This is a genomic window from Caproiciproducens faecalis (assembly GCF_019448085.1).
Classification (GTDB): Bacteria; Bacillota; Clostridia; order Oscillospirales; family Acutalibacteraceae; genus Caproiciproducens; species Caproiciproducens faecalis.
Genome location: NZ_JAGFNZ010000001.1, coordinates 322,103 through 346,631, shown reverse-complemented (window position 1 = coordinate 346,631; position 24,529 = coordinate 322,103). Strand labels below are relative to the sequence as shown.

The 24,529-nt window shown below is 47.9% G+C and carries 23 protein-coding genes and 1 CRISPR repeat array; of the genes, 5 read left to right on the top strand and 18 right to left on the bottom strand.

Going from position 1 to position 24,529, the window contains the following annotated elements:
* Positions 1 to 11: 11 nt before the first annotated feature.
* From J5W02_RS01620 to J5W02_RS01555, 14 genes are all read right to left on the bottom strand, one after another.
* The gene (locus J5W02_RS01620) at positions 12 to 737 is read right to left on the bottom strand and encodes a restriction endonuclease (protein ID WP_219963907.1); all 726 of its coding nucleotides are present in this window, start codon (positions 735 to 737) and stop codon (positions 12 to 14) included.
* 21 nt (positions 738 to 758) lie between these two features.
* A CRISPR array of direct repeats spans positions 759 to 2,999; the repeat unit is 33 nt; unit sequence ATTTCAATCCACGTCCCTCGTGGGAGGGACGAC.
* Between the two features lie 159 nt (positions 3,000 to 3,158).
* Positions 3,159 to 3,449, bottom strand: coding sequence for a CRISPR-associated endonuclease Cas2 (gene cas2 / locus J5W02_RS01615; RefSeq protein ID WP_219963906.1), 291 nt, complete (start codon positions 3,447 to 3,449; stop codon positions 3,159 to 3,161).
* Between the two features lie 3 nt (positions 3,450 to 3,452).
* The gene (gene cas1c, locus J5W02_RS01610) at positions 3,453 to 4,484 is read right to left on the bottom strand and encodes a type I-C CRISPR-associated endonuclease Cas1c (RefSeq protein WP_219963905.1); all 1,032 of its coding nucleotides are present in this window, start codon (positions 4,482 to 4,484) and stop codon (positions 3,453 to 3,455) included.
* Positions 4,481 to 5,152, bottom strand: coding sequence for a CRISPR-associated protein Cas4 (gene cas4 / locus J5W02_RS01605; protein WP_219963904.1), 672 nt, complete (start codon positions 5,150 to 5,152; stop codon positions 4,481 to 4,483). The genes cas1c and cas4 overlap by 4 nt, the downstream gene beginning before the upstream one ends.
* Entirely contained in the window at positions 5,142 to 6,002 is an 861-nt protein-coding gene (gene cas7c / locus J5W02_RS01600; protein ID WP_219963903.1) for a type I-C CRISPR-associated protein Cas7/Csd2, read from the bottom strand. The genes cas4 and cas7c overlap by 11 nt, the downstream gene beginning before the upstream one ends.
* A gap of 2 nt (positions 6,003 to 6,004) precedes the next feature.
* Positions 6,005 to 7,864, bottom strand: coding sequence for a type I-C CRISPR-associated protein Cas8c/Csd1 (gene cas8c, locus J5W02_RS01595; RefSeq protein WP_219963902.1), 1,860 nt, complete (start codon positions 7,862 to 7,864; stop codon positions 6,005 to 6,007).
* On the bottom strand, positions 7,865 to 8,584 hold the full coding sequence (gene cas5c, locus J5W02_RS01590; RefSeq protein WP_219963901.1) for a type I-C CRISPR-associated protein Cas5c: 720 nt from the start codon (positions 8,582 to 8,584) through the stop codon (positions 7,865 to 7,867).
* A 14-nt stretch (positions 8,585 to 8,598) separates the two neighbouring features.
* Positions 8,599 to 11,010, bottom strand: a complete 2,412-nt coding sequence (gene cas3, locus J5W02_RS01585; protein WP_219963900.1) for a CRISPR-associated helicase Cas3' — start codon at positions 11,008 to 11,010, stop codon at positions 8,599 to 8,601.
* 534 nt (positions 11,011 to 11,544) lie between these two features.
* On the bottom strand, positions 11,545 to 13,176 hold the full coding sequence (gene ptsP, locus J5W02_RS01580) for a phosphoenolpyruvate--protein phosphotransferase (protein ID WP_219963899.1): 1,632 nt from the start codon (positions 13,174 to 13,176) through the stop codon (positions 11,545 to 11,547).
* A gap of 79 nt (positions 13,177 to 13,255) precedes the next feature.
* Entirely contained in the window at positions 13,256 to 13,519 is a 264-nt protein-coding gene (locus J5W02_RS01575; protein WP_219963898.1) for an HPr family phosphocarrier protein, read from the bottom strand.
* Positions 13,520 to 13,589: 70 nt separating this feature from the next.
* Positions 13,590 to 14,240, bottom strand: coding sequence for an HAD family hydrolase (locus J5W02_RS01570; RefSeq protein WP_219963897.1), 651 nt, complete (start codon positions 14,238 to 14,240; stop codon positions 13,590 to 13,592).
* 185 nt (positions 14,241 to 14,425) lie between these two features.
* Positions 14,426 to 15,415: a PTS glucitol/sorbitol transporter subunit IIB gene (gene srlE, locus J5W02_RS01565; protein WP_219963896.1), complete on the bottom strand. Its 990-nt coding sequence runs from the start codon at positions 15,413 to 15,415 to the stop codon at positions 14,426 to 14,428.
* Positions 15,412 to 15,939, bottom strand: coding sequence for a PTS glucitol/sorbitol transporter subunit IIC (gene srlA, locus J5W02_RS01560; RefSeq protein ID WP_219963895.1), 528 nt, complete (start codon positions 15,937 to 15,939; stop codon positions 15,412 to 15,414). Before srlA ends, srlE begins: the two co-directional genes overlap by 4 nt.
* A gap of 36 nt (positions 15,940 to 15,975) precedes the next feature.
* Positions 15,976 to 16,368, bottom strand: a complete 393-nt coding sequence (locus tag J5W02_RS01555; RefSeq protein WP_219963894.1) for a transcriptional regulator GutM — start codon at positions 16,366 to 16,368, stop codon at positions 15,976 to 15,978.
* Positions 16,369 to 16,667: 299 nt separating this feature from the next.
* Here J5W02_RS01555 and J5W02_RS01550 point away from each other — a divergent pair, with 299 nt between their 5' ends.
* The 4 genes from J5W02_RS01550 (at position 16,668) to J5W02_RS01535 (ending at position 20,238) form a co-directional block, all read left to right on the top strand.
* Positions 16,668 to 17,927, top strand: coding sequence for a zinc-binding dehydrogenase (locus J5W02_RS01550; RefSeq protein ID WP_219963893.1), 1,260 nt, complete (start codon positions 16,668 to 16,670; stop codon positions 17,925 to 17,927).
* A 14-nt stretch (positions 17,928 to 17,941) separates the two neighbouring features.
* Positions 17,942 to 18,814, top strand: coding sequence for a class II fructose-bisphosphate aldolase (locus tag J5W02_RS01545; RefSeq protein ID WP_219963892.1), 873 nt, complete (start codon positions 17,942 to 17,944; stop codon positions 18,812 to 18,814).
* An 80-nt stretch (positions 18,815 to 18,894) separates the two neighbouring features.
* Positions 18,895 to 19,245, top strand: coding sequence for a PTS glucitol/sorbitol transporter subunit IIA (locus tag J5W02_RS01540; protein ID WP_219963891.1), 351 nt, complete (start codon positions 18,895 to 18,897; stop codon positions 19,243 to 19,245).
* Positions 19,246 to 19,263: 18 nt separating this feature from the next.
* Positions 19,264 to 20,238 (top strand): sugar-binding transcriptional regulator, encoded by a 975-nt coding sequence (locus J5W02_RS01535; protein WP_219963890.1) that lies wholly within the window; start codon positions 19,264 to 19,266, stop codon positions 20,236 to 20,238.
* A 305-nt stretch (positions 20,239 to 20,543) separates the two neighbouring features.
* On the opposite strand, the gene J5W02_RS01530 is transcribed toward J5W02_RS01535, so the two are convergent.
* The 3 genes from J5W02_RS01530 to J5W02_RS01520 are packed head-to-tail and all read right to left on the bottom strand — an operon-like array spanning position 20,544 to position 22,242.
* The gene (locus J5W02_RS01530; protein WP_219963889.1) at positions 20,544 to 21,089 is read right to left on the bottom strand and encodes a hypothetical protein; all 546 of its coding nucleotides are present in this window, start codon (positions 21,087 to 21,089) and stop codon (positions 20,544 to 20,546) included.
* Between the two features lie 14 nt (positions 21,090 to 21,103).
* Positions 21,104 to 21,673, bottom strand: a complete 570-nt coding sequence (locus tag J5W02_RS01525; protein ID WP_219963888.1) for a chromate transporter — start codon at positions 21,671 to 21,673, stop codon at positions 21,104 to 21,106.
* Positions 21,670 to 22,242, bottom strand: a complete 573-nt coding sequence (locus tag J5W02_RS01520) for a chromate transporter (RefSeq protein WP_219963887.1) — start codon at positions 22,240 to 22,242, stop codon at positions 21,670 to 21,672. The genes J5W02_RS01525 and J5W02_RS01520 overlap by 4 nt, the downstream gene beginning before the upstream one ends.
* Before the next feature lie 123 nt (positions 22,243 to 22,365).
* Between J5W02_RS01520 and J5W02_RS01515 the strand changes: the two genes are divergently transcribed.
* A complete protein-coding gene (locus J5W02_RS01515) occupies positions 22,366 to 23,271 on the top strand; it encodes a LysR family transcriptional regulator (protein ID WP_255575504.1) in 906 nt (301 codons plus the stop codon).
* A 41-nt stretch (positions 23,272 to 23,312) separates the two neighbouring features.
* On the opposite strand, the gene J5W02_RS01510 is transcribed toward J5W02_RS01515, so the two are convergent.
* Positions 23,313 to 24,518 (bottom strand): FprA family A-type flavoprotein, encoded by a 1,206-nt coding sequence (locus tag J5W02_RS01510; protein ID WP_219964417.1) that lies wholly within the window; start codon positions 24,516 to 24,518, stop codon positions 23,313 to 23,315.
* Between the last annotated feature and the right edge of the window lie 11 nt (positions 24,519 to 24,529).

Genomic DNA, 24,529 nt, shown 5'->3' with positions numbered 1-24,529 from the left:
CCTTAAAAGTTTCAAGCTCTCACATTTTCAATGAACTTATCAAAATCGTCTGCCTCTTTAAATAGGATCGTGTTGCCCGACGCTTCAAAGTGTTTGCGGCCACATTCAATCTTGTCTAACTCGGTCGGCCGCAAAGCCTCTGAATTGATATTACCCTTGGTTTCCACAACAAAATAGAGCTTCTGCTCACCGTCAACATTGACAAGAACTGCCCAGTCCGGATTATAACCACCTAAAGGGGTATTGATGATAAACCAGTCCGGGAGTTTCGCATAAACTTTGATATCTTCATTATCTTCAAATTTCTCTGCAAACTCAAGTTCTTTGCCTGAATCATAAACTACATACTCAAATGGAGATTTTGTGCTGTTCACCATATTCTTAGAAAGATAGCCGGAAAGCTCTTCGCTCTCAAACAACTCCTGTGCATAAAATTCACTGTCGCCGATTTTCGTGTATTTGATGCCGTCAACCAGAAACAACCTCATCTTGCGGACAATCATCTTGGCTGCCTCATCCATATAGGTTTGCGGGTTCTTTTTAAACAGAGGCAGGGTTTTGCTCTCTGTCAAGATACGCACGATTGTGCGGCGGGTAAGGTTCGTTTCATTCTGCAGAAATGAAATAATATCCGGCAGTACTTCCCGCATATCTCCGGACTGTTCCATACTATGTTTTGTCTCTTTGGTTTCAATGCCGCTTGCCTGCAGATTGAGTTGTCCTTTGGTGTAAAGCATCCAGTATTACTACGACCACGAATTTCAATCCACGTCCCTCGTGGGAGGGACGACGTTAGGAATAAGCAAATCGAATGTGACAAATTGATTTCAATCCACGTCCCTCGTGGGAGGGACGACAAATTGTGCCAAATATACGTCCGGCGGCAAGCAATTTCAATCCACGTCCCTCGTGGGAGGGACGACGTACGCAAAGCTAAGTCAAGGGGAAATGGTACTGATTTCAATCCACGTCCCTCGTGGGAGGGACGACTGTTTTTTCCGATCATCCAGCCTTTGGATTCATAATTTCAATCCACGTCCCTCGTGGGAGGGACGACCGCCACAGCTTACTGGTATCAGGCTTTTACCGGATTTCAATCCACGTCCCTCGTGGGAGGGACGACATAATATTATGGAAATACTCAATAAAGGAGGAATATTTCAATCCACGTCCCTCGTGGGAGGGACGACTGCTTAATTCCCAATCCATAAACTCACCACTTCCAATTTCAATCCACGTCCCTCGTGGGAGGGACGACGATAACGATTGTTTTCACTGTTGGCAAGAGATAAATTTCAATCCACGTCCCTCGTGGGAGGGACGACAGGGCGTCTGTGCGCTTCTCATGATAGCTGATAGATTTCAATCCACGTCCCTCGTGGGAGGGACGACTTTTGCCCCTCATTGCCAAAGCCGGAAGGCTCTATTTCAATCCACGTCCCTCGTGGGAGGGACGACATGAAAGATAAACTTTATGTTGCGGAGCTCAAAATTTCAATCCACGTCCCTCGTGGGAGGGACGACATCATCACAGGCAATATCCAAACGGGCAAGGTGATTTCAATCCACGTCCCTCGTGGGAGGGACGACCCGGATAATATCAAGTCCAAACATTTCCCCACATAATTTCAATCCACGTCCCTCGTGGGAGGGACGACGATACCGGCAAAGGCGACGATCCGACGCTGAAAATTTCAATCCACGTCCCTCGTGGGAGGGACGACCCCGCACCGATATTCCGGCGCTGACCGCTGAAGTGATTTCAATCCACGTCCCTCGTGGGAGGGACGACCAGGGCAATGAAACCCTACTTCCCAAATCTGAGCATTTCAATCCACGTCCCTCGTGGGAGGGACGACTTTTGCAACATCCTACTCTACATCAAGTCCGGTGGTATTTCAATCCACGTCCCTCGTGGGAGGGACGACGATTTATGCAGTCAAGGCAGACACAAGTCCAAACGATTTCAATCCACGTCCCTCGTGGGAGGGACGACTACGCCATGACGATGGCTTATAAATACGATACGATTTCAATCCACGTCCCTCGTGGGAGGGACGACCAATCTTCACCACTTTAAAATGGTGATTAATGTAATTTCAATCCACGTCCCTCGTGGGAGGGACGACTACCCGGAGATAAGGAAATTTGTCAAGCAACATATTTCAATCCACGTCCCTCGTGGGAGGGACGACTTATCGCGGCACAGGCAAATTTGCTTGTTGAGATTATTTCAATCCACGTCCCTCGTGGGAGGGACGACTTCACTGGCTTGCGGAGCGTGAGAAAGTTTTTTGATTTCAATCCACGTCCCTCGTGGGAGGGACGACGCCAGAACAATGCGCACCGATTCAACAGGAGCCGCATTTCAATCCACGTCCCTCGTGGGAGGGACGACTTTTACAATGATTTTTCAACTGCTGAATGCAGTATTTCAATCCACGTCCCTCGTGGGAGGGACGACAAAAGTCGAATATTTCGATGTTACCAAAGAAACAATTTCAATCCACGTCCCTCGTGGGAGGGACGACTTGCTGGCGTAAAAAGGCTTTCACCGGCAAGAAATTTCAATCCACGTCCCTCGTGGGAGGGACGACGTTCGGTTGGTTATTTCTCCGGTACTGAGTAGGTGAATTTCAATCCACGTCCCTCGTGGGAGGGACGACGCACACAAATATAATCGTAGTCATTCAAAACAGATTTCAATCCACGTCCCTCGTGGGAGGGACGACCAATTGTGCCAAATATACGTCCGGCGGCAAGCAATTTCAATCCACGTCCCTCGTGGGAGGGACGACGTTCAGAGAGCATCAAACATTGTTAGTCATAGATATTTCAATCCACGTCCCTCGTGGGAGGGACGACTCAAGATTTTTAGCCGTCTTAATAGTTTTAAAGTATTTCAATCCACGTCCCTCGTGGGAGGGACGACCATACAAGATTATTCAGTGGTTGCGCAGGGGTAAATTTCAATCCACGTCCCTCGTGGGAGGGACGACTGCGGAATCAACAAATTTCTTATTCGTTGATTCCGTTTCTTTAGTAATGATAAATATATAAATTTGGGCATTGGTATACTCAGAGTCCTTTATTGGAAGAAACTAGCCAAAATTCAGGCGCGAATATCCCTGCAATTCTATGTGTACTTACTATTCGTGCTAATAAATCATAGGATCTTCCGGGGAATATGTTTGTTTGGTACCATAATGTTCGATACGCGTTTTATAGTTGTTGCCCAGATTGTAAATTCTCAAACTGTCTTTTTGATTATCCATGATATTGAGCAGTTGATTTTTTACAATGCATAATTCTGCGGGAGATAGAAGACATTCAAAAACAGAATTTTGTACCCTCTGCCCGTAGTTGACGCAAGCTTTCGCCACCTTGCGCAGCCGCTTGCCGCCCTGAGCGTCTTGGGTATTTACATCATAGGTTATAAGAACAAGCATCGCCTACCTCCAGATAAACGGCGGGTATTCGTCAATATCCCCGCGAACATATTTTGCCAGAAGCATAGCCTGTACATATGGCAAAAGCCCCCACTCAACTTTTTCCTGCAGAAAGGGGTGCATGATTTCTTCCTGCTTTTTCTGCTGCCATAGAGATAAGAACTTTTTTCGTCCATCGTCGGTGAGTAGAATACCACCGCTTTCTTTTTCAACAAAATCTTTACCGCAAATACTTCTTTTATTTATGGTCGTAAGAACAAAGCGGTCTGCGAAACACGCGCGGAATTCTTCCAGCATATCCAACGCCAGAGAACATCTTCCCGGCCTTTCTGTGTGGTAAACACCGGCATAAGCGTCCAAACCAACCGCTTCCAAAGCGCTGACACACATAGAAGTAAGTAGGCTGTACGAAAACGAAAGCATCGCGTTGACATTGTCCATGGGCGGGCGGCGTGACCGTGCATGATAGAAAAAATCGTCCTTTTGCTGCAAAATCATGGCATCAAATACAGAAAAATAAAGATTGGCGCATTCACCTTCGATTCCGCGGAGGCTGTCGGCGCTTTGCGCATGATAGGATTTAACCTTTCCGCTTTGAAGCACCCCGCCAACCTGAGCAAATTTGTCGGTGTCAATCCGCATGGCATGGTCGCGCACAGCACGGCTTAGAACGGTGTTGCAGTTTGCAATTTTTGCCGAGATGATATTTTTGGCAATAGTCAGCGAACGCTCTTCATTATCGCAGATGCGGTACTGCTCCCGGCGAAGAAGGATGTTTCCATAGGATTTTCCCGTGACTTTCGCGAGAAACCGCCCACTGGACTTTAGAAACACCAGCGACTTGTTCATCTCGGCGCATTTGCCCATCAGTGCAGGGCTTGCGCCAATATAGCCGAAAGCCATGATGCCGTCAATCATATGCAGCGGCAGCCGCCCCAGTGTATTGCCGTCGCTTTGAATTACAACATTTTCTCCATCTAAAGCGAGATAGGTGTTTTCTGTCGTTACATAAAGGGTGTTCAAAAGTTTTTTCATGTTTGTGCCTCCTCGGCGCCGAGATTCTGCTCCAGATAATCCTTTACGGATTTTACTTTGCACAGTTTCGGCAGGCAAAGGTTTTTAATCGAGCAGGCGTTGCAGCTTTTGGTCGGTTTGACCTTGGGGACATATCCGCGCTGAAAATAACCGTGCATTTCGGTAAACAGGCACCCGACCCGCTCCTTTAAATCCCCTGTCAGTTCAACTTTTTGCCGACGTTTTGTCCTGCCATAAAATATCGCCCCGCTAGAAATTTCACAGCTTAGCATCTCCTCCAAGCAAACCGCCTGCGCCGCCAGCTGGAGAATATCAATATCGCTGTCCTTGGGTTCGCCATGCTTATATTCTACCGGATAAACGGTATAAAGGCCGTCTTTACCGTGCAGCGGTATGCCATCGGCAGATTTTCTGAACTCAACGATATCGCATTCTCCGCTGGCGCCCAGACTTCGGGAAAATATCGGCATGCCCCGAGAGATCAGCACTTCTTTTCTGCTCTCAGAAAAATAGGCGTCATGGCAGTTTTCATGCAGCAGATCGCCCTCAACCGTTTGCAGATTTTCTTCCCAAAGCTGTTCAATATGGATCAAGGCCCACTGCCGACGGCAAAACGCAAAGTGCTGTATACCTGACAGCATCAGGAAATCCTCCTCGTTATATGCCATCGATCATTTCAGGTTCAAGGCCCTCAAGCGCCGTCAGCGTGATCTCATAGTCCTGTGCGGATCTGGGATATGTCACCCCGTCCCTCTGGCTGATTTGCAGCGTGTTATGTACCTTGGCAGAAGAATACTGCCCAATCTTGTTATTGTGTTTCCACCAGTAAAGCTTAACAACCTCCATACTGCCATCCGGCCTGGCGGAGGAACTGTCGTTGATGAAAAGAGTGCGCAGGCATTCTTTAATTTTTTCGGCATCCTCTTCGGTGAAGCCAGTCTTCTCGGCAAGCTGCACATTGATGGCACCCTTAATTTTATAAAGCCCAAATTCCACCATATGTTTAGAGCCCATCGTGTCGGAGCTTTTCTTGCCGTCTTCTGTCGGCTCGCTGTTGACGCTTTTGGTGATCTGCATACTGTTGATATCCACAGGAGAAACGCTGATTGCCTGATGGATTGACACAGGTCCCCGCACACCGACTGAAACACCTTCTTTATCCTTATCCTTGCCTTTTTTATAAGCGAAGACCTGCCCGAAGGCTCTTACATCAAACCATTTTCTACAAGCCTGTGCAGCATAATCATCTTTAGAATCATAGGCGGTAATGGTTTTACTGGCGCGTTCGCTCAGGCTGTTAAATCCGTCGTCGCAGCGCTCGTCAGACTGGACAAAAATGCTTTCGCCCATATCCTGAAGCCGATTGCGAAGCTTTCTTTTGATGCAAACGTCTGAGATTTCTCCATTTCCGGTGTAAGTTGTGCGTGGACGGTTGCCGTTTAAGGGGTCTCCGTTGGGATTAGCATTGGTCACCGAAACAAGCACCACAAAGTCGATCTTGTTTTCAAGTACTTTCATGATTATTGATCCTCCTTTTTATTTTCGTCTTTGCTGCGTGACGCATTAAGCTCTGCTCGCTGCAGGTAGTAGCCGATGAGATATCGTTCTTCAAGCGGGCGGTTTAGCATGTCCGCATTGGAAACGACAATTTTTTCAGTGATTTCTGAGATAAGATCTTTATAGTATTTTCTTGAGCCCGGATTTATCCGCTGAAAATACGGATTCAATTTGTCCTCCAGTATTCTCCATGTGCTCATGGGATGATTGACATAGGCGCTTTGCAGGCGGATGGCGTTTGTTTCTCGCGTTTCACCCACTGTAAAAGCGGAACGCTCCGTCTTTTCCAGCACGGCCAGCAATCGTCCGAAAAGATAGCTTCTGTCGGTGTCTTCATGGTCAAGTGCCATTTTTACATTCACTCCTTTGTCATTATAATATTTGGCAATCAGCGCACACGCCGTTGAAAGAATCCGTTCACGGTTGCCGTAGGAATAGGCCTGCGGCATAGAAGCACGCTGGGCGACCGCGTGAACAACATCCCGCGGCAGCGGCTGCCGGTCCAGCATACAGTAAAGAATTCGCTGGTACTGTTCTTTCATAACCTTGTCGCTTATCTCCAAAAAGTTCCCCTGTTCGGTTCCGAAAGCGCAGAGAACAATTTGTTTTGTCAGCGGGGTCAGTACTGCGGCATAGGGCTTTTTTTCAAGCGAAAACTTTGTAAAGTACCAGCAGCAGGTTTTACCCCAGTCGGTCAGACGGTCATAAAAATCCGTGCCCTTCAATTCGTTGTAATAGGTGATGGAAAGGCGACCGGTTGTCGCGGCGTCCAGACCGATTACAACAATCTCATCGTTGTTGTCCAGCTCGCCGCGGTATCCATTCAAGGTTTTCATCAGGCGCTTTTTGTATTCCTCTTCGGTGTAAGCACGCGGCTCGTCGTCGTCCTCCAGTCCAAAAGGGTCTTCAAGGTCAACCACCTTTTTCCCGTTCGGATTCCAGCAGATATAAGTGCGCTTATCCTGTGTGCCTGCCGTAACGCCCTGTCTGGCTGCCAGCCAAGTCAGCGCGCTGTGTACCTTTTGTGTGGCTTCATAGCTGACGGTACAAGCCTGTTCGGAAGTACTGAATCGCCCGCGAAAGGTGAAATTATCCTTGTCGTTAGAAGAAATCAGCTTTGCGCCGTAATTGGCGGCGACAATGCCCTTCGGGTGGTTCACCGATATGGTATCGGTTTTTCCGGTAAGGTAGCAGATATCCTTTTCACCGCTCTGTGAATTGACATAATATTGGGTGTAACAGTGAAAGAGCGATTCATCCTGCCAAACGGCATCCGGCTCGCTGTCCACTACTCTGAAACGCACGAGCGCTTTTTCATAGGCAGACCCGCTGACCTTTTTATCTGAAAGCTTTCCATTAGCGGTTTCAAGAACCTTTGACAGGATTAAATCCCGTGTCGTCTGTTTTTGGGCCGCATAGGCATAAACGGCTCTTACCTTTGGATGTGAGAAAGGCGATTCCGCCCAGCTTTGCAGCGCAGTAATATATTTTTCGAATTTTTTATCTGTTTTACCGGCCAATTTTTTGTCCGAAAGATACTGCCCGAAGTCTCCGGCAACGTAGGAGAGGGTGTCGCACAAGGCGTGCGGCGCATCCCCGCTCGAACGCGAAGCGGAGGCTTCCGTCACCGGAATGATCGTTTTGGCATTTTCTTTTTCCACAGAATGCGCGCCGCAAAATACGCCGTCCTGATTAATCAGGATTTCAATCTGCGCGTTGGCCGTCATGTGAGCGACCAGTGAAAGCGGTGCGCCCTCCACCCGTTTTCCGGCCATGTGGGCATTTGCCTCATAGGTTTGATAAAGCGTGTTCATCCATGCCATTCAAATCACCTCCGACTCTACCGGTGCAAAATTGTTCAGTTCTTCTCCAAATGGCTTGATATACATTTCCCGCACCGGACGGTGGATACATTCATTAGGAGGGATAAAATCAATCACGCCGTTTTTCATAACGGCCCGCCACAGCCGCACGGTCATCTTCCCCTTGGTTTCATCCGAATAAGCCTCGTCGGCATAGGTAATGCCATGGTACATCATGCCGAAATCCAACTGCGGCGTATCGTCATAAAAGCTCTCGCCGTCGCCGAAGCGGCAAGGCGCAACATAGGCCTGGCACTCCCGTGTCCCAAGAAAAACATCCCGCCGCCCGCCGCGTTCAATCATGCGTTTAGCGATATTGTGGTGCTTGTTCTCGTTGCGGTCTCCCGCTAATTCCGGCCGATTTTCATTCCAGATAAAATGCGCCCGCACCTGATAACGGCAATCCTTTAAATAAGTATAGTAGGAAAGATCGTTGCCGCCTTCGCTATACTTGATTGGGCGAATCCCCTTGGTTTCGGTTTGTATCTGGTTCATTACACGCACGGAATCGACAATCCATATGATGGTCGGTTTCCAATAAATACTTTGCAAAACTCCCTTCATCGCTTCGTAGGTTGGCACCTGATAAGTAAATTTTTCTCCGCCTACGCGGGTAATAGGGTCGGAAAATAAAGCATAATCTCCACTGACTTCAAATTCGACAATATTTTCGTGCTGCACTTGAATGCCTCCTTTCAAAAAATAAAGTTTTCTATGACTAATCCGGTTTCGGCATTGTAGCACTGCTCGTTTAATACGGTGAAATGTCCTTGATTTTCTGATGAAAGCATTCCGTATTCCTGCAGCTTTCTGTTCTGGTATTCGAAAATCTGCACGGTATAGGGTTTTGCTTTTTCAATACACGCTTTCAGGAATCCAGCATCGTAGGCGGCTTTTTGAGAAAATAAATCCGCTATGATCTCTTTCGCTTCGGCATTATACGGGACAATAACCTCTGTTGTATTTTCATCAAAAACCTTGAAACACTCCCCGGCGGTTTTAAACGACTGATTCAAAAAATACCTGCCTTTAAACTCCGGCCGTTCCATATGCAATCTGTTATCCGCAAGCAGGTCAAACAAATTTTCGGTAGTGCCGTAGGACAGCTTTTGCGGGTAACTGAATTTTCCTTTTATATCGATGTCGTTAAAAAGGAATTGATAGTATTGCGCCATACTTTCTGCGCTTAACAGGTCGTATGCATAGGGCTTGGGGTCTTGGGTAAATCTATGTAGTAGCAGCCCGGCGCACCGCTGGGCTGCTTCAATCTCGTGCAGCATGCCCAGCTTTTCAGCATCCTGATTAAAATTCACCACATACACAGTACATATGCCGCCAAAATCGTTGCTGCGATTACAGCGCCCCGATGCCTGCGCAATATTGTCCATCCCTGCCGCCACGCGGATAACACTTTCAAAAGAAAAATCCACGCCCGCCTCGACCAGCTGAGTGGAGATGCACAGTGTCTTTTCTCTGTTTTTTAAGCCGGAATTGATGCGGACGAGCGTATCCGTTCTGTGCGCCATGCACATCGAAGCCGAAAGATGAAAAACCCGGTATTCGCTGCACTGTTGCTTTAATTGGATGTAAAGCTTTAAGGCGCTTTCTTTTGTATTACAGATAATCAGCAGCGAGGAAACCGTTTTTAATAAATCCGCCGAAAAATCGGTCAGTTCTTCTACCGATATCCCGTAGGGCGATGTTTTATCGACAATCTTCGTCCGTTTAAACACCTCGAAGGATTCTTTTTCATAAGGCACAATATCAGCCGGAACGGAATATTTCAGCGGCATGACGGTTTCGTCAAAGCAAGGCTGGGTCGCGGACGACAGCACGATAGTGGCGCCACAGGCATAGGCCAGAAAATTCAGCGCCATCGTGAACATGTTGGTTGTCTTTTTCGGCAAAGACTGAATCTCGTCAATGACGATGATCGCGTTGGACAGCGCGCTCATGCGGCGTATGGCGGTCGTTTTATCTGAAAACAGCGTGTTTAGAAGCTGCACCAGCGTGGTGATGATGATGGGGGATTCCCACGTTTCGGTGAGAAGTTCATATCTGTCCAGTTCCTTAACCGTTTCGAACGTTTTAACCACATTGGAATGGTGCTCTGTCAAAATGCTTTGATCCTGTATGTAACTGCGGATGACAGCGCTGTTCTGCTCTAATATGCTCAGGAGTGGAATGACAAACAGAATACGCTTTTTGCCGTACGTTTTTGCATGATAAAGTGCATAGCGCAGCGCCGAAAGTGTTTTACCTGCTCCGGTGGGCAGCGTCAGCCGATAAATGCCGCCGCCATAATTCTGCGCAAAATCACGGCACTGCTCTGAAAAATGGTTCCTCGCCCGGTTAATGGGCGTTGCCGCAGCAAAGCTCGCGATTCTCTTCTCAAAGAATGCTGTTTGATCTGACCACAATGCTTTTGAGACGTCACGGTAATCTAATTTTGAGCCGCTCATGAATTCCGCTGTATCCCGACGGTCACCGTCTATGACCGCCGATAAGACCATACGAGCTGTCAGTCCCATTAAAAAGCTGATTTGTGCTCTGTCTTTCCCAAAACATGCTTTAAATGCTTGAAATAACGCGGTAATTTCGTTTTGTGCCAGTAAAAACAGGCGGTCAATTTCTTCGCTTGACGCACATTCCGCAAGAAAACTGCGCACCGCCTCATCATAGCTTATTTCTGCGGCATCCTTGTTCAGCCGGTGCTCAAAACCGCTGGTATTTTCAAGCGTAACACAATCAAACTCCCCATGGTGAGAGCCGATTGTGTAAGCAAGAATTTCGCAGGTCATGGTGTCAAAGCCCTGCGGCCTGCCCGTGTGGTAATGTTGAAGCAGATAGATGCATCCGCAAAAGGTGTGGTTCACACTTCCTTTAACAACGTTTTCTCCGCGCGAAGCTTTCTCAAGGTAATTCTGATATTTGCCAGTGCATTTCCCCATGTCATGCAAGAGGCCGGCCAGATACGCAGTATGATAGAGATTCATGCTTTTCAGCTTATCTGCTGCATAGTTGGCCACATTAAGAGAATGGGTCAACACAGATTGCTCAATTTTTTTCCCACCAATTTCAGTGATATGTGCAAGATTTTTCGCCATATTATCACCAATCTTTTTCTCATCTAAACTCGCTGACAATGTCATATATTTAATCTAATTAGAAAAATATATCGGGCTGACAGATTAAAATTTCCAATTTGTCATATTCTTTTTCTCCATTATACTTTCATTTTTTATCTAATACAACCAAATATTACCAAATAATAAGCTGGATCTGATATATTCTTTATTTTTTAAATCTTCATTTCAGTCTTTTTGGCAAATTTTAAAATGCTGATCTCATAGAGAAAAAACACATCTTCTATATCCCTGCCGGATACAAAAAGACCACCGGATTTTTATGATTGAAATGGTATAAAGATAGGAGACACGAAAAACCGTGTCTCCTATCTTTTGTTGTATACTAAGAAATGAGGTGAGAGTCATGCGCAAAGGATATACCTTTCACAGCCGGGAAGAAAAGCTTGCGATCGTAAAACGATACTTGTCAGGAGAATCGTCGATAGTTCTCAGTAAGAGCTTGGAATTAAGCAAAGATAACCCCAAAACCAATATGGTCCTGCACTGAAATATTTAACGATCCATGCGGGTTTCCATGACTTTTTTTCGCAATGGCAAAACACAGGGTGCCGATACGGAAAGCTCGTCAATTCCCATCCTTAAAAAGGTTTCCGTCAGGGAAAGATCCGCCCCGAGTTCACCACAGATCCCTACGAAAATACCGTTTTTGTGAGCATTTTCAGCCGTGATCCGGATAAGAGTCAGCACCGCTTTATGATGTGCGTCATAAAAATGTTCCAGACTTGGATTCTGCCTGTCGATCGCCAGCGTGTATTGAGTCAGATCATTGGTACCGATGCTGAAGAAGTCCACTTCCTTTGCAAGCTCATCGCTGATAAGAGCCGCCGCAGGAGTTTCGACCATAATACCAAGCTTCGTTTCCGGATTATACGCTGCCCCTTCTCCGGAAAGCTCAAGTTGGACAGCATGTATGATCTGCTTTATCGCCCTGACCTCTCCCACGGAAATAATCATGGGAAACATGATTGCGATGTTTCCAAATGCAGAAGCGCGGTACAAAGCTCTTAGCTGTGTTTTGAAAATATCCTGTCTGGTTAAGCAAATACGTATGGCACGGCAGCCCATAGCGGGGTTTGCTTCCTTTGGCATTTCAAAATAGTCCGCCTGCTTGTCCGCGCCGATATCCAGAGTACGGATGATAACCTGCTTTCCCTGCATGTTTTCCGCCACCGACCGATAAGCCTGAAACTGTTCTTCTTCGGTTGGATACGTTTCTCTGCCAAGATAGAGAAACTCACTGCGAAACAGCCCAATGCCTTCCGCGTCATTGCGCAGAACCGCCTCTACGTCTTCAGGTCTGCCGATATTTGCATAAATATTAATTTCCTTTCCATCCATCGTAACGCTTTTTTTGCCTTTCAGAGAATGCAGCTGTTCCTGTTCCGCCTTTTTCGCTTCTCTCCTTTCAGAAAAAAGTCTCACCGTCTCAGCGTCCGGTGCAATATATATCCGGCCGGAGGCTCCATCCACAATTGCGTTATTTCCGTTATATTTCAAGCCTAGTTCCTCTCCGACGGCAACCACGGCGGGAATATTCATGCTCCGCGCAAGGATTGCAGTGTGGGAATTGACCGAACCGTTTATGGTAATAAAAGCGAGTATTTTTGATTTATCCAGCTGCACTGTCTCACTTGGCGTGAGGTCGTCTGCGGCAATAATAACAGGTTCCTCCGATGTAAAAGTGTCTGATTCAGAATTGGTAAGGATTCCAATCAGCTTTTGCGATATATCCCTGATATCGGCGGCGCGTTCTTTCAGGTAAGGATCGTCGATAGCGGAAATTGTCTGAATATATGTATCACATGCCTTTTTCACGGCATATTCCGCATTGACCCGCTCCGATTTGATCGTATCCGTTATCGCATCGCAAAAATCGATATCCTCCAGAATCATCTGATGAATTTCAAATATCTTGGCGCTTTTCTCTCCCGCTTCATGGAGCGCCTTCTCATACAGCTTCTTCAGATCTGCCGCTTCCTGCTCCTTTGCGTCCTGATAGCGGCGGAGCTCCTCCTCCGTATTTTCCACATGACGTTTAACTGCTTCCTGCCCTTTGCGCTGATAGAACACAATTTTCCCAATTGCAATCCCATCCAATACGCCTTTCCCGTTTAGAACCGTCATACCTTTTCCTCCTTAGAATTCATATATGAAAACAAATGGGCAGGGCTATATGAACCCCGCCCATTTTATGAAATCTCTGTTATTCTCCCAGACCTGATTGAATCGCACCAATCAATTCATGCAATGCTTTTCGCTCATCTGTTCCATTGCAGATCAGTTCGACTTCCGTACCGCATTTTACTCCAGCGGAAATCACGCCCATGATTGATTTTATATTGAATATTTTTTCATTTAACTGCATTTTGACATCGCATGGATACTGCTGCGCCAGTTTTGCCAATGTACCGGCCGGTCGGGCATGCAGTCCGTATTTTAGTTGAATTTTCACTTTTTGACTTACCATATTGATTCCTCTCATCATTTGAATAAACAGGCCATACAGGTCTCTCCGACTATCGTATTCCATCGCTTCATTACTTTAGATCATCTAAAAACTCTTCAAATGAATTGAAATAGCGATCCGCAAGTACTTGAAGCATTTGCTTTTCGTCCTTAGACGTTTCATCATAGATTGCGTATACTGTGAACCCGTCTGCCTTTGCAGTACGGCTTGCCTGAATATTGTCCTCTACAACAATGGTATTATCGCGTGTCGTATCAAGGATTTTAAGGCCCTCCCGCCAAATATTGGGATGCATCTTATTAAATCCGACTTCTTGGCAGGTCAATATTCCGGCGAACATCTCATAGATTCCTAATCTTCTAAGCGGCTTTTCTATTAATGCACGGTCCGTAGCAGTGGCTGCGCAAAATTTGATGTCCCTATCAGTGAGCCGCTGCAGCACTTCCAGCACTCCGGGCTTTAGCCGGATACAGTTTTCATACCGATAGGTCATTTCCTCATCAAATTCGTTCTTAATATCCTCCGCGGAATCCGCAAGATGAAATCTCATGTGAAGATATTGCGCGGATTCCATAGAACCCATTTTAACCAAGGTATGTTCCAGTCCCGGTGGAAAATTGATTTTCTTCCTTTTCAAATATTCCATGCGTAAATTCTTCCAATAACCCATCGAATCAAGAAGTGTTCCGTCCAGATCAAATATTACGCCTTTTATTTTCATACCATACTACCTCTTGAAACATACTCTGTTTTGCAGGGTTGTGCGTTTTTATGTACTCGGTTTACACGTCCGTTATTTTTCGAAACAGCTTTCCATTGGCTTTTTAGGCGTACCACCAGGAAAACGCCTTCCAGCATTTTTCCTGGTGGCATTGCCGGGCATCCCTGTCTTCTCAACAGTTTTGTTTAATAAAGTCCGAAGCTCAGAAGGAACGCCACCAATACAGCTATGGGGCCCGTGATGAGCCGGGAGAAAAGCATCGCCGGAACACCGGTTTCCACTGTCTCCGGCTCCGCCTCTGCCAATGTCAATGCGACCGGCAGGAAATCGCAGCCGACCTGAGAATTGATTGCGAACAGCGCGGGCAGAGCGTAGGATGGCGGAATCGTGCCCTTTCCGATCTGAACCCCCAACAATACTCCGACGACCTGCGCGATGACCGCACCCGGCCCCAATACGGGGGACAAAAATGGGATCGCACAAAAAACGGACAGCCCCAACAGTCCCGGCAAACTTCCGGCCAGCGGCTTAATAGCGTTTGCAAGAACATTGCCAACCCCTGTGTAATTGATGATACCGACCATGATGCTGACAAATACCATAAACGGCAGGATACTCTTCAATACGATTTCAACGGAATCACGGCCGGCTTGATAGAAGATATTCACGACGTTTCCAATTGCTCGCCCGGAATTGGTTATAAACCCGACCATTCCTTTTGAGGAGGCTGCCGGCACCTCCGCCGCCGCTGCTTTTGGTTCTGAAGCAGCCTTCGCAGCTGTCTTGGCAGTGGTATCGGTCTCTTCAGTTTCCACAAGGCTGATGTTCTCCTCGACAACCCCCGATACAAAATTGCCCTCGTTTATGTAGCGGCTCAACGGGCCCGACGGTGAGATCGGATGGGTGTCAATCGTTTTGACCCCGAGCTTTGGGTATACGCCGCACCGCAGTGTTCCGCCGCAGTCTACGACAGCAATAATCATGGTATCAGGCTCGACCTTTTCCTTAAAGCCGTCTACGGCCGGAACATGCAGCAAATCCGCAATCTTCTGAGCCAGCGGATGAATGCCGCCGCCTGTGATTGACGCTACGACTTTGCGGGTTTCGGTCTCTTGTACTGTAAACGGGCCGCCCCAGCCCCCGGGACCTTTTGTTACTTTTACTGCCGTCATCATTTCGCCGCCCCTTTTCTCTTCATCATCAGCGTTGTAATAAGCTCAGTCACATTGCCACGGATAAAGATCACAATAATACCTACGATAAAGTACCGTACCGCCAGCGGCATAGCCGATTGCCCCAGCGTTGTAATGCCCGCGGAGATGCCGGCCCATACAAACAGCTCCCCCGGGTTAGCGTGCGGGAAAATTCCGAGTATTGGATGCGCAAACGAGAAACATGCGTCAATAAAGGCCGGCTTTTCCTTTTCCTCGACAAACCGTCCCATTGTATAGCACATTGGATTTGTCAGGAAAAACAGCGACATGATTGGCAAAAGCGTATAGCGCAGCAGTCGGAACCGTGTCAGTTTTTTCGCGAAATTATTGACGCGTTCCTCTCCGATCAGCTTGATCAGCGCGTTGATCGTTGTTAAAAGTACCAGCAATGTGGGCAGGATCCCCGTGATTAGTCCTGTCAAGTTTTTTCCTCCGGCCTGGAACACGCCGGTAAAGACCTCTGCAAATTTTACTAAGAAATCCATAAAACGCCCTCCTAAATCCTATCAGTTTGATCCTTGTTACAATGTGGCAGTTTGCCGGTTGCGCTGTTCATCAATCAGCACAATCGCCTTTTTCAAGGCTTCCACTCTCATTTTCTCAGCCGCCCGGCTGACTGCCGACTCCATTGTCAAGCCGATCAATTCCGCCTTCCGCCTAAATTTTGCGAACACGGTTCTGCCCTGCATTTCACGATAGTCCACGACAACTCCTGCTTCATCCACCACGATAATGACAGCCACGCCTTTTCGGAATGGAATTCTGGATTTCGCACTCCCCATTGCCAGATATCCCGAACCGGCATGTTCCCGCTTCATCTGCCCCAGCGTGCTGTACATGGTCTTTAGCTGTTTGTATGCAAAAAATGCTTGCAATACCATTGCCAAGAACAATCCGCCCAACAGTATCGTCATAGAATCACCCCCCATTTCCACTCGTTTTCTCCTTTCTCCCATTTTCATATCATGTCCTGACTTGCTCATGATGTTATAGTATTGCACATTAAATGTCAACATCATCTTTAATATTTGAACAAATTCTACAGTTTTTTTAAATAACTGATTTGAATTTCGAAATAGTTATCACATATGTTCCAATGTATCACAAATAATTGACAACCCTAATCATCAGTCGCTATTATTATAGTGTCATTAAGCATGCTCAATCATTCCACCATGGGAATAACAACATTATATTATCTGGAGGTACATACATGAAAACAAAAGCAATCAGGCTCCATGGAGCAAAGGACCTGCGTGTGGAAGAATTTGATTTACCTGAAATCAGGGATGATGAAATTCTCGCAAAGATTATGACAGACAGCGTATGTATGTCTACATACAAGCTGGTTCAGCAGGGCGGCGCACATAAGCGGGCGCCGGACAACTTAGCTGAAAATCCGGTTATCGTCGGCCACGAAATGGCAGGTGTCATCATCTCGGTGGGCGCCAAATGGAAGGACAAATATCGGCCGGGCCAGCGGTTCACGATTCAGCCTTCCCTGAATTTTAACGGAACATTCATTACCCCCGGCTACTCATACTCCTATTTTGGCGGTGACTGTACCTACGGTGTGATCCCGAACGAGGTTATGGAACTCAATTGCCTGATACCGATCAAAGGGGAGTCTTTCTTCCAGTCTTCACTGGCTGAACCGATCGCATGTGTAATCGCGGGATACAACCGGATGTACCACACCTCTGATGTGAACCACGAGCACGCGATGGGCGTCAAGCCGCAGGGAAACCTAATTATTTTCGGTGCCTGCGGTCCGATGGGGCTCGCCGCTATCGATTACGCGCTGCAGCTGGAAAACGGTCCGGCGCTCATCGTAGCTGTCGATGTTTCTGAAGAGCGCATTGCCCGCGCCCAGACCGTACTGCCCGCACGCAACAACAAGCGGCTTGTGTTTTTCAATGCGGCACAAAGCAATGATGTCGTGCGCGATCTGCTGAGCCTCAGCGGTGGAAAGGGATACGACGATGTCTTTGTGTATGCTCCCGTGCAGAAATTGATTGAGCAGGCAGACAAGGTGCTGGCAACCGACGGATGCCTGAATTTCTTTTCCGGCCCCGTAGACAAAAACCTGTCCGCAACGATCAACATGTATAACATCCATTATGCTAAAACGCATTATGTCGGTTTCACCGGAAGCACCAATCAGGACTTGCTTGACGCGATTCGTCTGTCGGATGAAGGGCGCATTAACCCCACTGTCATGCTGACACATATTGGCGGACTGAACAGCGCAATCGAAACGACCTTGAACCTGCCACAGATTCCAGGCGGCAAAAAGCTGATTTACACGCAGATCGATCTGCCGCTGACCGCAATTGCGGATTTCCGCAAATTGAGCGCGGAGAACCCGCTGTTCGGCAAACTCGCGGATGCCTGCGATCGTGCAAAAGGCTGCTGGAGCGCAGAGGCGGAGCGTATTCTGCTTGAACACTACAATGTTGACACAACGAAATAGGGGGTATCATAATCATGCTAGCCAATCTTAAAGATGTTTTAGCCGATGCAAAAGCACGGAAATACGCAGTGGGTGCGTTCAACGGCACCACATTGGAGAGCGTGCGCGCCATTATCGCGGCCGCCGAGGAACTTGGATGTCCCGTCATCCTGCAGCACGCGCAGAGTCATGACAATATCATCGACATGCACGAGATCGCACCATTGATGCTGCACTACGCCAAGCGCGCGTCCGTACCGGTTGCGGTGCATCTGGATCACGGCAGTTCATATGAGCGCTGCGTACAGGCCATCCGGCTTGGCTTCACGTCCGTGATGTATGACGCATCCGGGAAGGACTTTGACACAAACGTTGCTCAGACAGCGGAGATCGTGAAGATTGCACACGCCTCGGGAGTGTCTGTGGAAGCGGAGCTCGGCCACGTCTTTACGTCAAAGGTTGTTGTCGGTGAGGGCACAACCGCCGACAGCGCCGATGACTACAATAACCTCGACGATATATATACCGACCCGGATATGGCTCGCCGCTTCGTGGATGCAACCGGCGTCGACTGTCTGGCCGTCGCGTTCGGGACTGTACACGGCGTGTATCTCACCGAACCCCGTCTGGATCTGGATCGTGTCAGTAAAATCCGCGACGCGGCAGGTATTCCACTTGTTATGCACGGCGGGTCCGGCGTTTCTGACGCGGACTACAGAGTTGCCATCCAGAACGGCATTTGCAAGATCAATTACTACACCTATATGAATAAGGCCGGCGGCGAGGCTGTCAAGCAGTATTTGACAGCAGACCATGCCGCGCTGTTTTTCGACGCAATCTCGCTTTGCGCTACAAGCGCCATGAAAGCGGATGTTCTGCGCGCCATGCGCGTGTTTGCCGGCAAGTAAATTCGCACTGCGATGATGGATTGCTTTTCTTTTTTGAAGCGCTGCGCTATAATATAATTATAGAAAGGAGTATGATGCAAATGTTCAAAACAACAGTGACCGCCATCGGAGCGGATGCCATATTTGACGAAAGCCCTATGCTGGTGCTATTTGGAAAGAATTGCCCCGAGGAACTTCAGGACTCCTGTATCATCCACGAATTTGAAAGCGAGCTGGGCGGCGAAATGCTGCGTCCAGGCGGATACATTCTGTTTGACGATAAAAAGTACACCATCGAGCAGGTTGGCGAGGTGGCGAATGAGAATTTCAGCCGTCTGGGGCATATGACGCTGGTGTTTGATCCGACGGAGGACTCACTTCCGGGGGGAATTGTGCTCTCGCCGGCCGGTGTTCCGGATGTCAAAGTCGGTAGTTCGATTGTTTTCATGTAGGCTGTGAGGGATTAGAGTATGGCAAATTCCGACGATACGCAATTGCTGGTGGAAATCGCGCATCTGTATTATGACGATTACCTGACGCAGGATCAAATTGCGAAGAAATACAACATGAGCCGCTCGCTGGTTTCCAAATTGCTGACAAAAGCGCGCGCTGTCGGGATTGTGCAGGTGATTATCCATGACGCCGGCGTGCGGCCTTACCATGTGCTGGAAAATCAGTTAAAGTCGACCTTCAAGCTTCACGATGTCATCTGTGTCAATGTGGACGAGAGCAACCAGCCGAAGAAACGGCTGGGACAGTCCGCGGCGAAATACCTGTTCAGACGCATGCACTCGGTGAAGCTGGTGGCAGTATCATCGGGCGCGACCAATTTCGCGCTGGCCAACAGCTTTACCTCTCCGGTTCCGTTTCCGGACGTGACGTTCGTGCCGCTGTCCGGCGGGCTGTTGCGCAATGACCGAGACACTCAGGCGAATGTCATCGCCGAGATTTTTGCGCGCCAGTGCGGCGGTGACAGCATGCAGCTCCATGCCCCTGTCATCGTCGATTCTCCGGAGGCCAAGCAGGTCCTGATGAAGCAGCACTTCATCAAGGAGGTGCTGGATAACGCGAGAAACGCAGACATCGCCATCGTTGGCCTCGGCAGTTCTCCCATCTATTTTGAAATGACAGAAGCTTACCTGCACGGCATGGATAAGTATACCGACAATGTCAGCGATTTGATAAAAGGGGACATTTCCTTCAATTTTTTTAACGAGCGCGGTCAGTTGGTGGATTGCAAATGGAACCAACAGCTGATGTCGCTGAGCTTGGATGAAATCAAGAAGATACCCGAAGTGATCGGGGTCGCCGGTGGAGATGAAAAAGTTGAGAGCATTTATATCGCCATCCGCTACCGATTGATTGACACGTTAATCACCGACATCACCACTGCAAAGAAGCTTCTGCATGTCAGTACCCAGCAATATCCGAATGATTTGCGTTAACAAGATTTGAAAACGGAGCTTTTGCCTTTCTCCGGCCTGCGCCGCAGGATTTCCGACCCAATGGCAAAATAAAAAAAGCTGAATAATACTTCACCCCAAAAGTTAAACAGTTATAACATACTGAATAACGATTGGGGTGATTTTTTATGCCAAAAGAACACCGAACAAAAAATACAGGACGGAATTTTCGCCATACAAAAACTGCACCCCTTTTCTTAAGACATGTTTCCTTCATCACATGTCTAACAAACTGGGTGCAGTTCAAGACGACAGTTGTCTGCCAAATCAACTTTGCAATATTAAAATCAGACCACAATCAATTCCTCTTCCTGAGCCATGTAGCGCGTAAGCACAAACAAAGCACAGAGCAGTCCTCCGTCCGCAATGAAGCTGCTTTCAAGAGCATATCCGCGCAGCGGACGATACTCGGAAAGGGTTCCTACCGGCTGATTCTGCTGATTGTAAAACACACAGGAACCATCCTTTTGCCTTTGTATCGTCATATTGGAAGGCCCTGCATCCTTGATCTGTACCTTCAGACGTTCCGCACGCGGCAGCTTATGCGGAAAATTGCGGCGCTTTTTAGATTCGGAATTTTCATAGTTCACCGTAGCCGTGATTACAGGTTCCCTATTGTCGGATTTCTTGCGGACAATATACTCTCTGGCAGGAATTTCTTCGTCAGAATGATGGGGTTCCATGCTGATGATATCTGTACAATAAAGAACTTTGTCTTTGGCAGCAATTACTTTTTTCGGACTTAGCGGATTTCCTTTGATATGATAAAGCGGTCGGCCGTCCTGGTCGCAGGCCACCATTTTAAACAAATGATTTTTGATAAATAATTTCACCACAACACCCTCTTTCATCTTCCAAGAAAATAGTAAGCGCACAAACCAACAAATCCGGCTCCCGACATAACGATAATCGGGTCGCTTTTCCATTTCCGTAATACAAAAAGGCAGATGGAGAACAGGACGATGGAAATCCAGTCCAGATCCTGTGGATTTACAGACACCGGTTTCCCTTCCCAGAATGCCAGCACCAGAATAGCAAGACCGGCTGATGCAATCATTGCCACTACCGCGGGGCGGAGACCGCCGAGAATTCCCTGTGCCAAAGTCAAATTGCGGTATTTATAATAAATAAACGCGAGAGTGAGCACAATGATACACGACGGCAGTACACAGCCCACCGTGGCAATTACAGCTCCCCAGATTCCGGCAATACGGATTCCTACAAAGGTAGCCGAATTAATGGAAATCGGTCCCGGAGTCATCTGCGAAATTGTGATTACATCCGCGAATTCCGTCATGGAAAGCCAACCGTGCTGGGTGACGACCTGATTCTGTATAATCGGCATCGCCGCGTAACCTCCGCCGATACTGAACAGTCCAACCTGGAAAAAGCTCCAGAACAACTGCAGATAAATCATTTTTCACCCTCCTTTGCTGGGTTCTTTTTCCGCACGGAAAAGGCGCCGATGATTCCACAGGCCAGTACAATATAAATGACATTGACTTTGAAAACACAGGCTGCAATAAAAGCACCCACCATAACGATAATCGGCAGGGCATGCTTTTCCTTTACGATTTCCTGCGCCATGTTAATGACAACATCCACAATGACCGCCGCCACACCGGCCTGCATACCCTTTAAAACGTAATTGACAATTACGCTGTCCCGAAACGCCGTATACCCTACGGAAATAATTGAAAGAATAATCAGCGGCGGCAAAACGGTGGCAACGACAGTAATGAGGGCCCCTAAAAATCCGGCCAGACGGTACCCGATTAAAATTGCGGCGTTTACCGCAATGGCGCCGGGCGAAGATTGAGCGATTGCCGTTAAATCCAGCATTTCTTCTTCCTCAATCCAGTGAAGCTCCTGTACAAACTTTTTCCTCATCAGTGGCACAATCACAAACCCGCCGCCAAAGGTAAAGGCACTGAGGCTAAAAGTCGACGTAAATAGTTTCCAGAAAAATTTTAGATCTTTTTTCATAAATTCCCTCCTTCCCCTACAGTATACCGCTTGAAATTACATAAGTAAAATAGTATTATATTATCAATTATATATTAAATTTTATATAAATGTAAAGGAAGAGCGCGGATGACCCTAAAACACATGAAGATATTTCTTACCGTCAGTCAGGAAAACAGCGTAACAAAAGCAGCGGAAAAGCTGCATCTTTCCCAGCCCGCGGTCAGTGTGGCCATCCGCGAGCTTGAGGACTACTACGGAGTTGCGCTGTTTGAACGCCTGTCACGAAGACTGTATATCACAGAGGCGGGAAAGCGGCTTTTTGATTATGCGCTCCATATTGTCTCTTTGTTTGAGGAGATGGAGACGACCATCAAGAACTGGGACACCAAAGGAAAGCTGCGAATCGGGACATCGATTACAATCGGCAACCTTGTGATTCCTAAGCTCGTCCGGCAATTTGAAGATTTCTATCCGCAGATTGACGTTTTCGTAGCTGTGGACAGCTCTGAAGAAGTGGAGGAAAAGATTCTCCGCAATGAGGTTGACTTCGGACTGATTGAAGGCAATGTGCACTATGAGAACATTGAGTTTGAACCGTTCTGCACGGATGATCTGGTAGTTGTCTGCAGCAAGGAGCATCCCCTTGCCAAAAAGAAACTTGTCCGTATGCAGGATTTGAAGGACTATCCCTTTCTCAGCCGGGAACGGAACAGCGGAACCCGCGAACTTTCAGAGCATATTTTACACCAGAACAGTTACCTGATGACCCCGGCGTGGGAAAGCACCAGCACACAGGCGATTGTCAACGCACTTGCGGAGGGGCTGGGCTTTTCGGTGCTTCCTCAAAAGCTGCTGCCCAGCTACCAGAACCACCAAAAGCTGCGCCGGCTGAACGTAGAGGGATTATCTTTTCAGCGGCAGTTCATGATTATTTACCACCGTAATAAATTTCTGACCCCGGCAGCAAAAAAGTTTATAGATCTCTGCAAGAAGTGGGGAGAAAACAATCAAGAGTCCTGGAACAGAGAAAAACTGCCGGAGTTTTAACTCCGGCGGTTTTTTAAGGATATTTGTTATAACTTTACGGATTATTTCTTCATCGACGCAATGATGCCGTCGGCAAGGGCGTCCATATCCGGCAGATTGTCTGCATTCATGGCGGAGTTCAGCGTAAGCTTCTCCTCCAAAACGTTCATATCCTTCATCTCATTCTCAAGGAACTCACGCATCAGGGTTCCGGACTTGCACGCCCAGGAGCCGTTTTCCATGATCGCGACGGTGCGTTTCTGAAGATTGAGCGCCTTCATATCCATCAGGAAATTATGCATCACCGGGTAAATTCCCAGATTATAGGTAACGGAGGCCAGTACAATATGGCTGAGCCGGAAGGCTTCCGAGATCAGGTAGGACACATGGGTATTGGAAACGTCGTACATGACGACATTGGTCATTCCCTTTTCGACCAGTTTGGCTGCAAGTACGCCCGCGGCACTTTCCGTGTTTCCGTACATGGTGGCGTAAACAATCATCACGCCCTGTTCTTCCGGCTCATAGCTGCTCCAGTGACCGTATTTATCAAGGAAATATCCCAAATCCGTGCGCCAGACCGGCCCATGCAGCGGACAGATGATCTTGATGTCGATCCCGCCCGCCTTTTTCAGAAGAGCCTGAACGTGCGGCCCATACTTTCCGACGATATTGGTGTAATATCTGCGGGCGTCGTCAATCCAGTCGCGGTCGAAATTCACCTCGTCGTTAAAGAGCTTTCCGTCCAGAGCGCCGAACGAACCGAAGGCGTCGGCGGAAAAAAGCACTCCGTTGGTGGTATCGAAGGTCACCATCGCTTCCGGCCAGTGCACCATCGGCGCGGACACAAATGTCACTACATGTTTTCCAAAGGACTTGGTGTCCCCCTCCTGCACTTCTTCCATGCGTCCGTCAATGTGGAAACCGAATTGCCGCATCAGCATAAATGCTTTCTCTGTGCTGATGATTTTTGTTTTGGGATAGCGCAGCAGAATTTCCTCTATGGATGCGCCGTGGTCGGGCTCCATATGGTTAATAACCAGATAGTCGAGCGGTCTTCCGTCCAACAGGTACTCCACATTCTCTAAAAACTGGCGGCAGGCCGACCAGTCCACCGTGTCGAACAAAACCGTCTGTTTATCCAGCAGCAGGTAAGAGTTGTAGGAAACGCCGCGCGGAATAGGATGAATATTCTCAAAAAGGGAAAGCCGGCGGTCGTTGGCCCCGACCCAATAAAGGTTTTCCGTTACTTTTCTGACACAATGCATCATTCAATCCT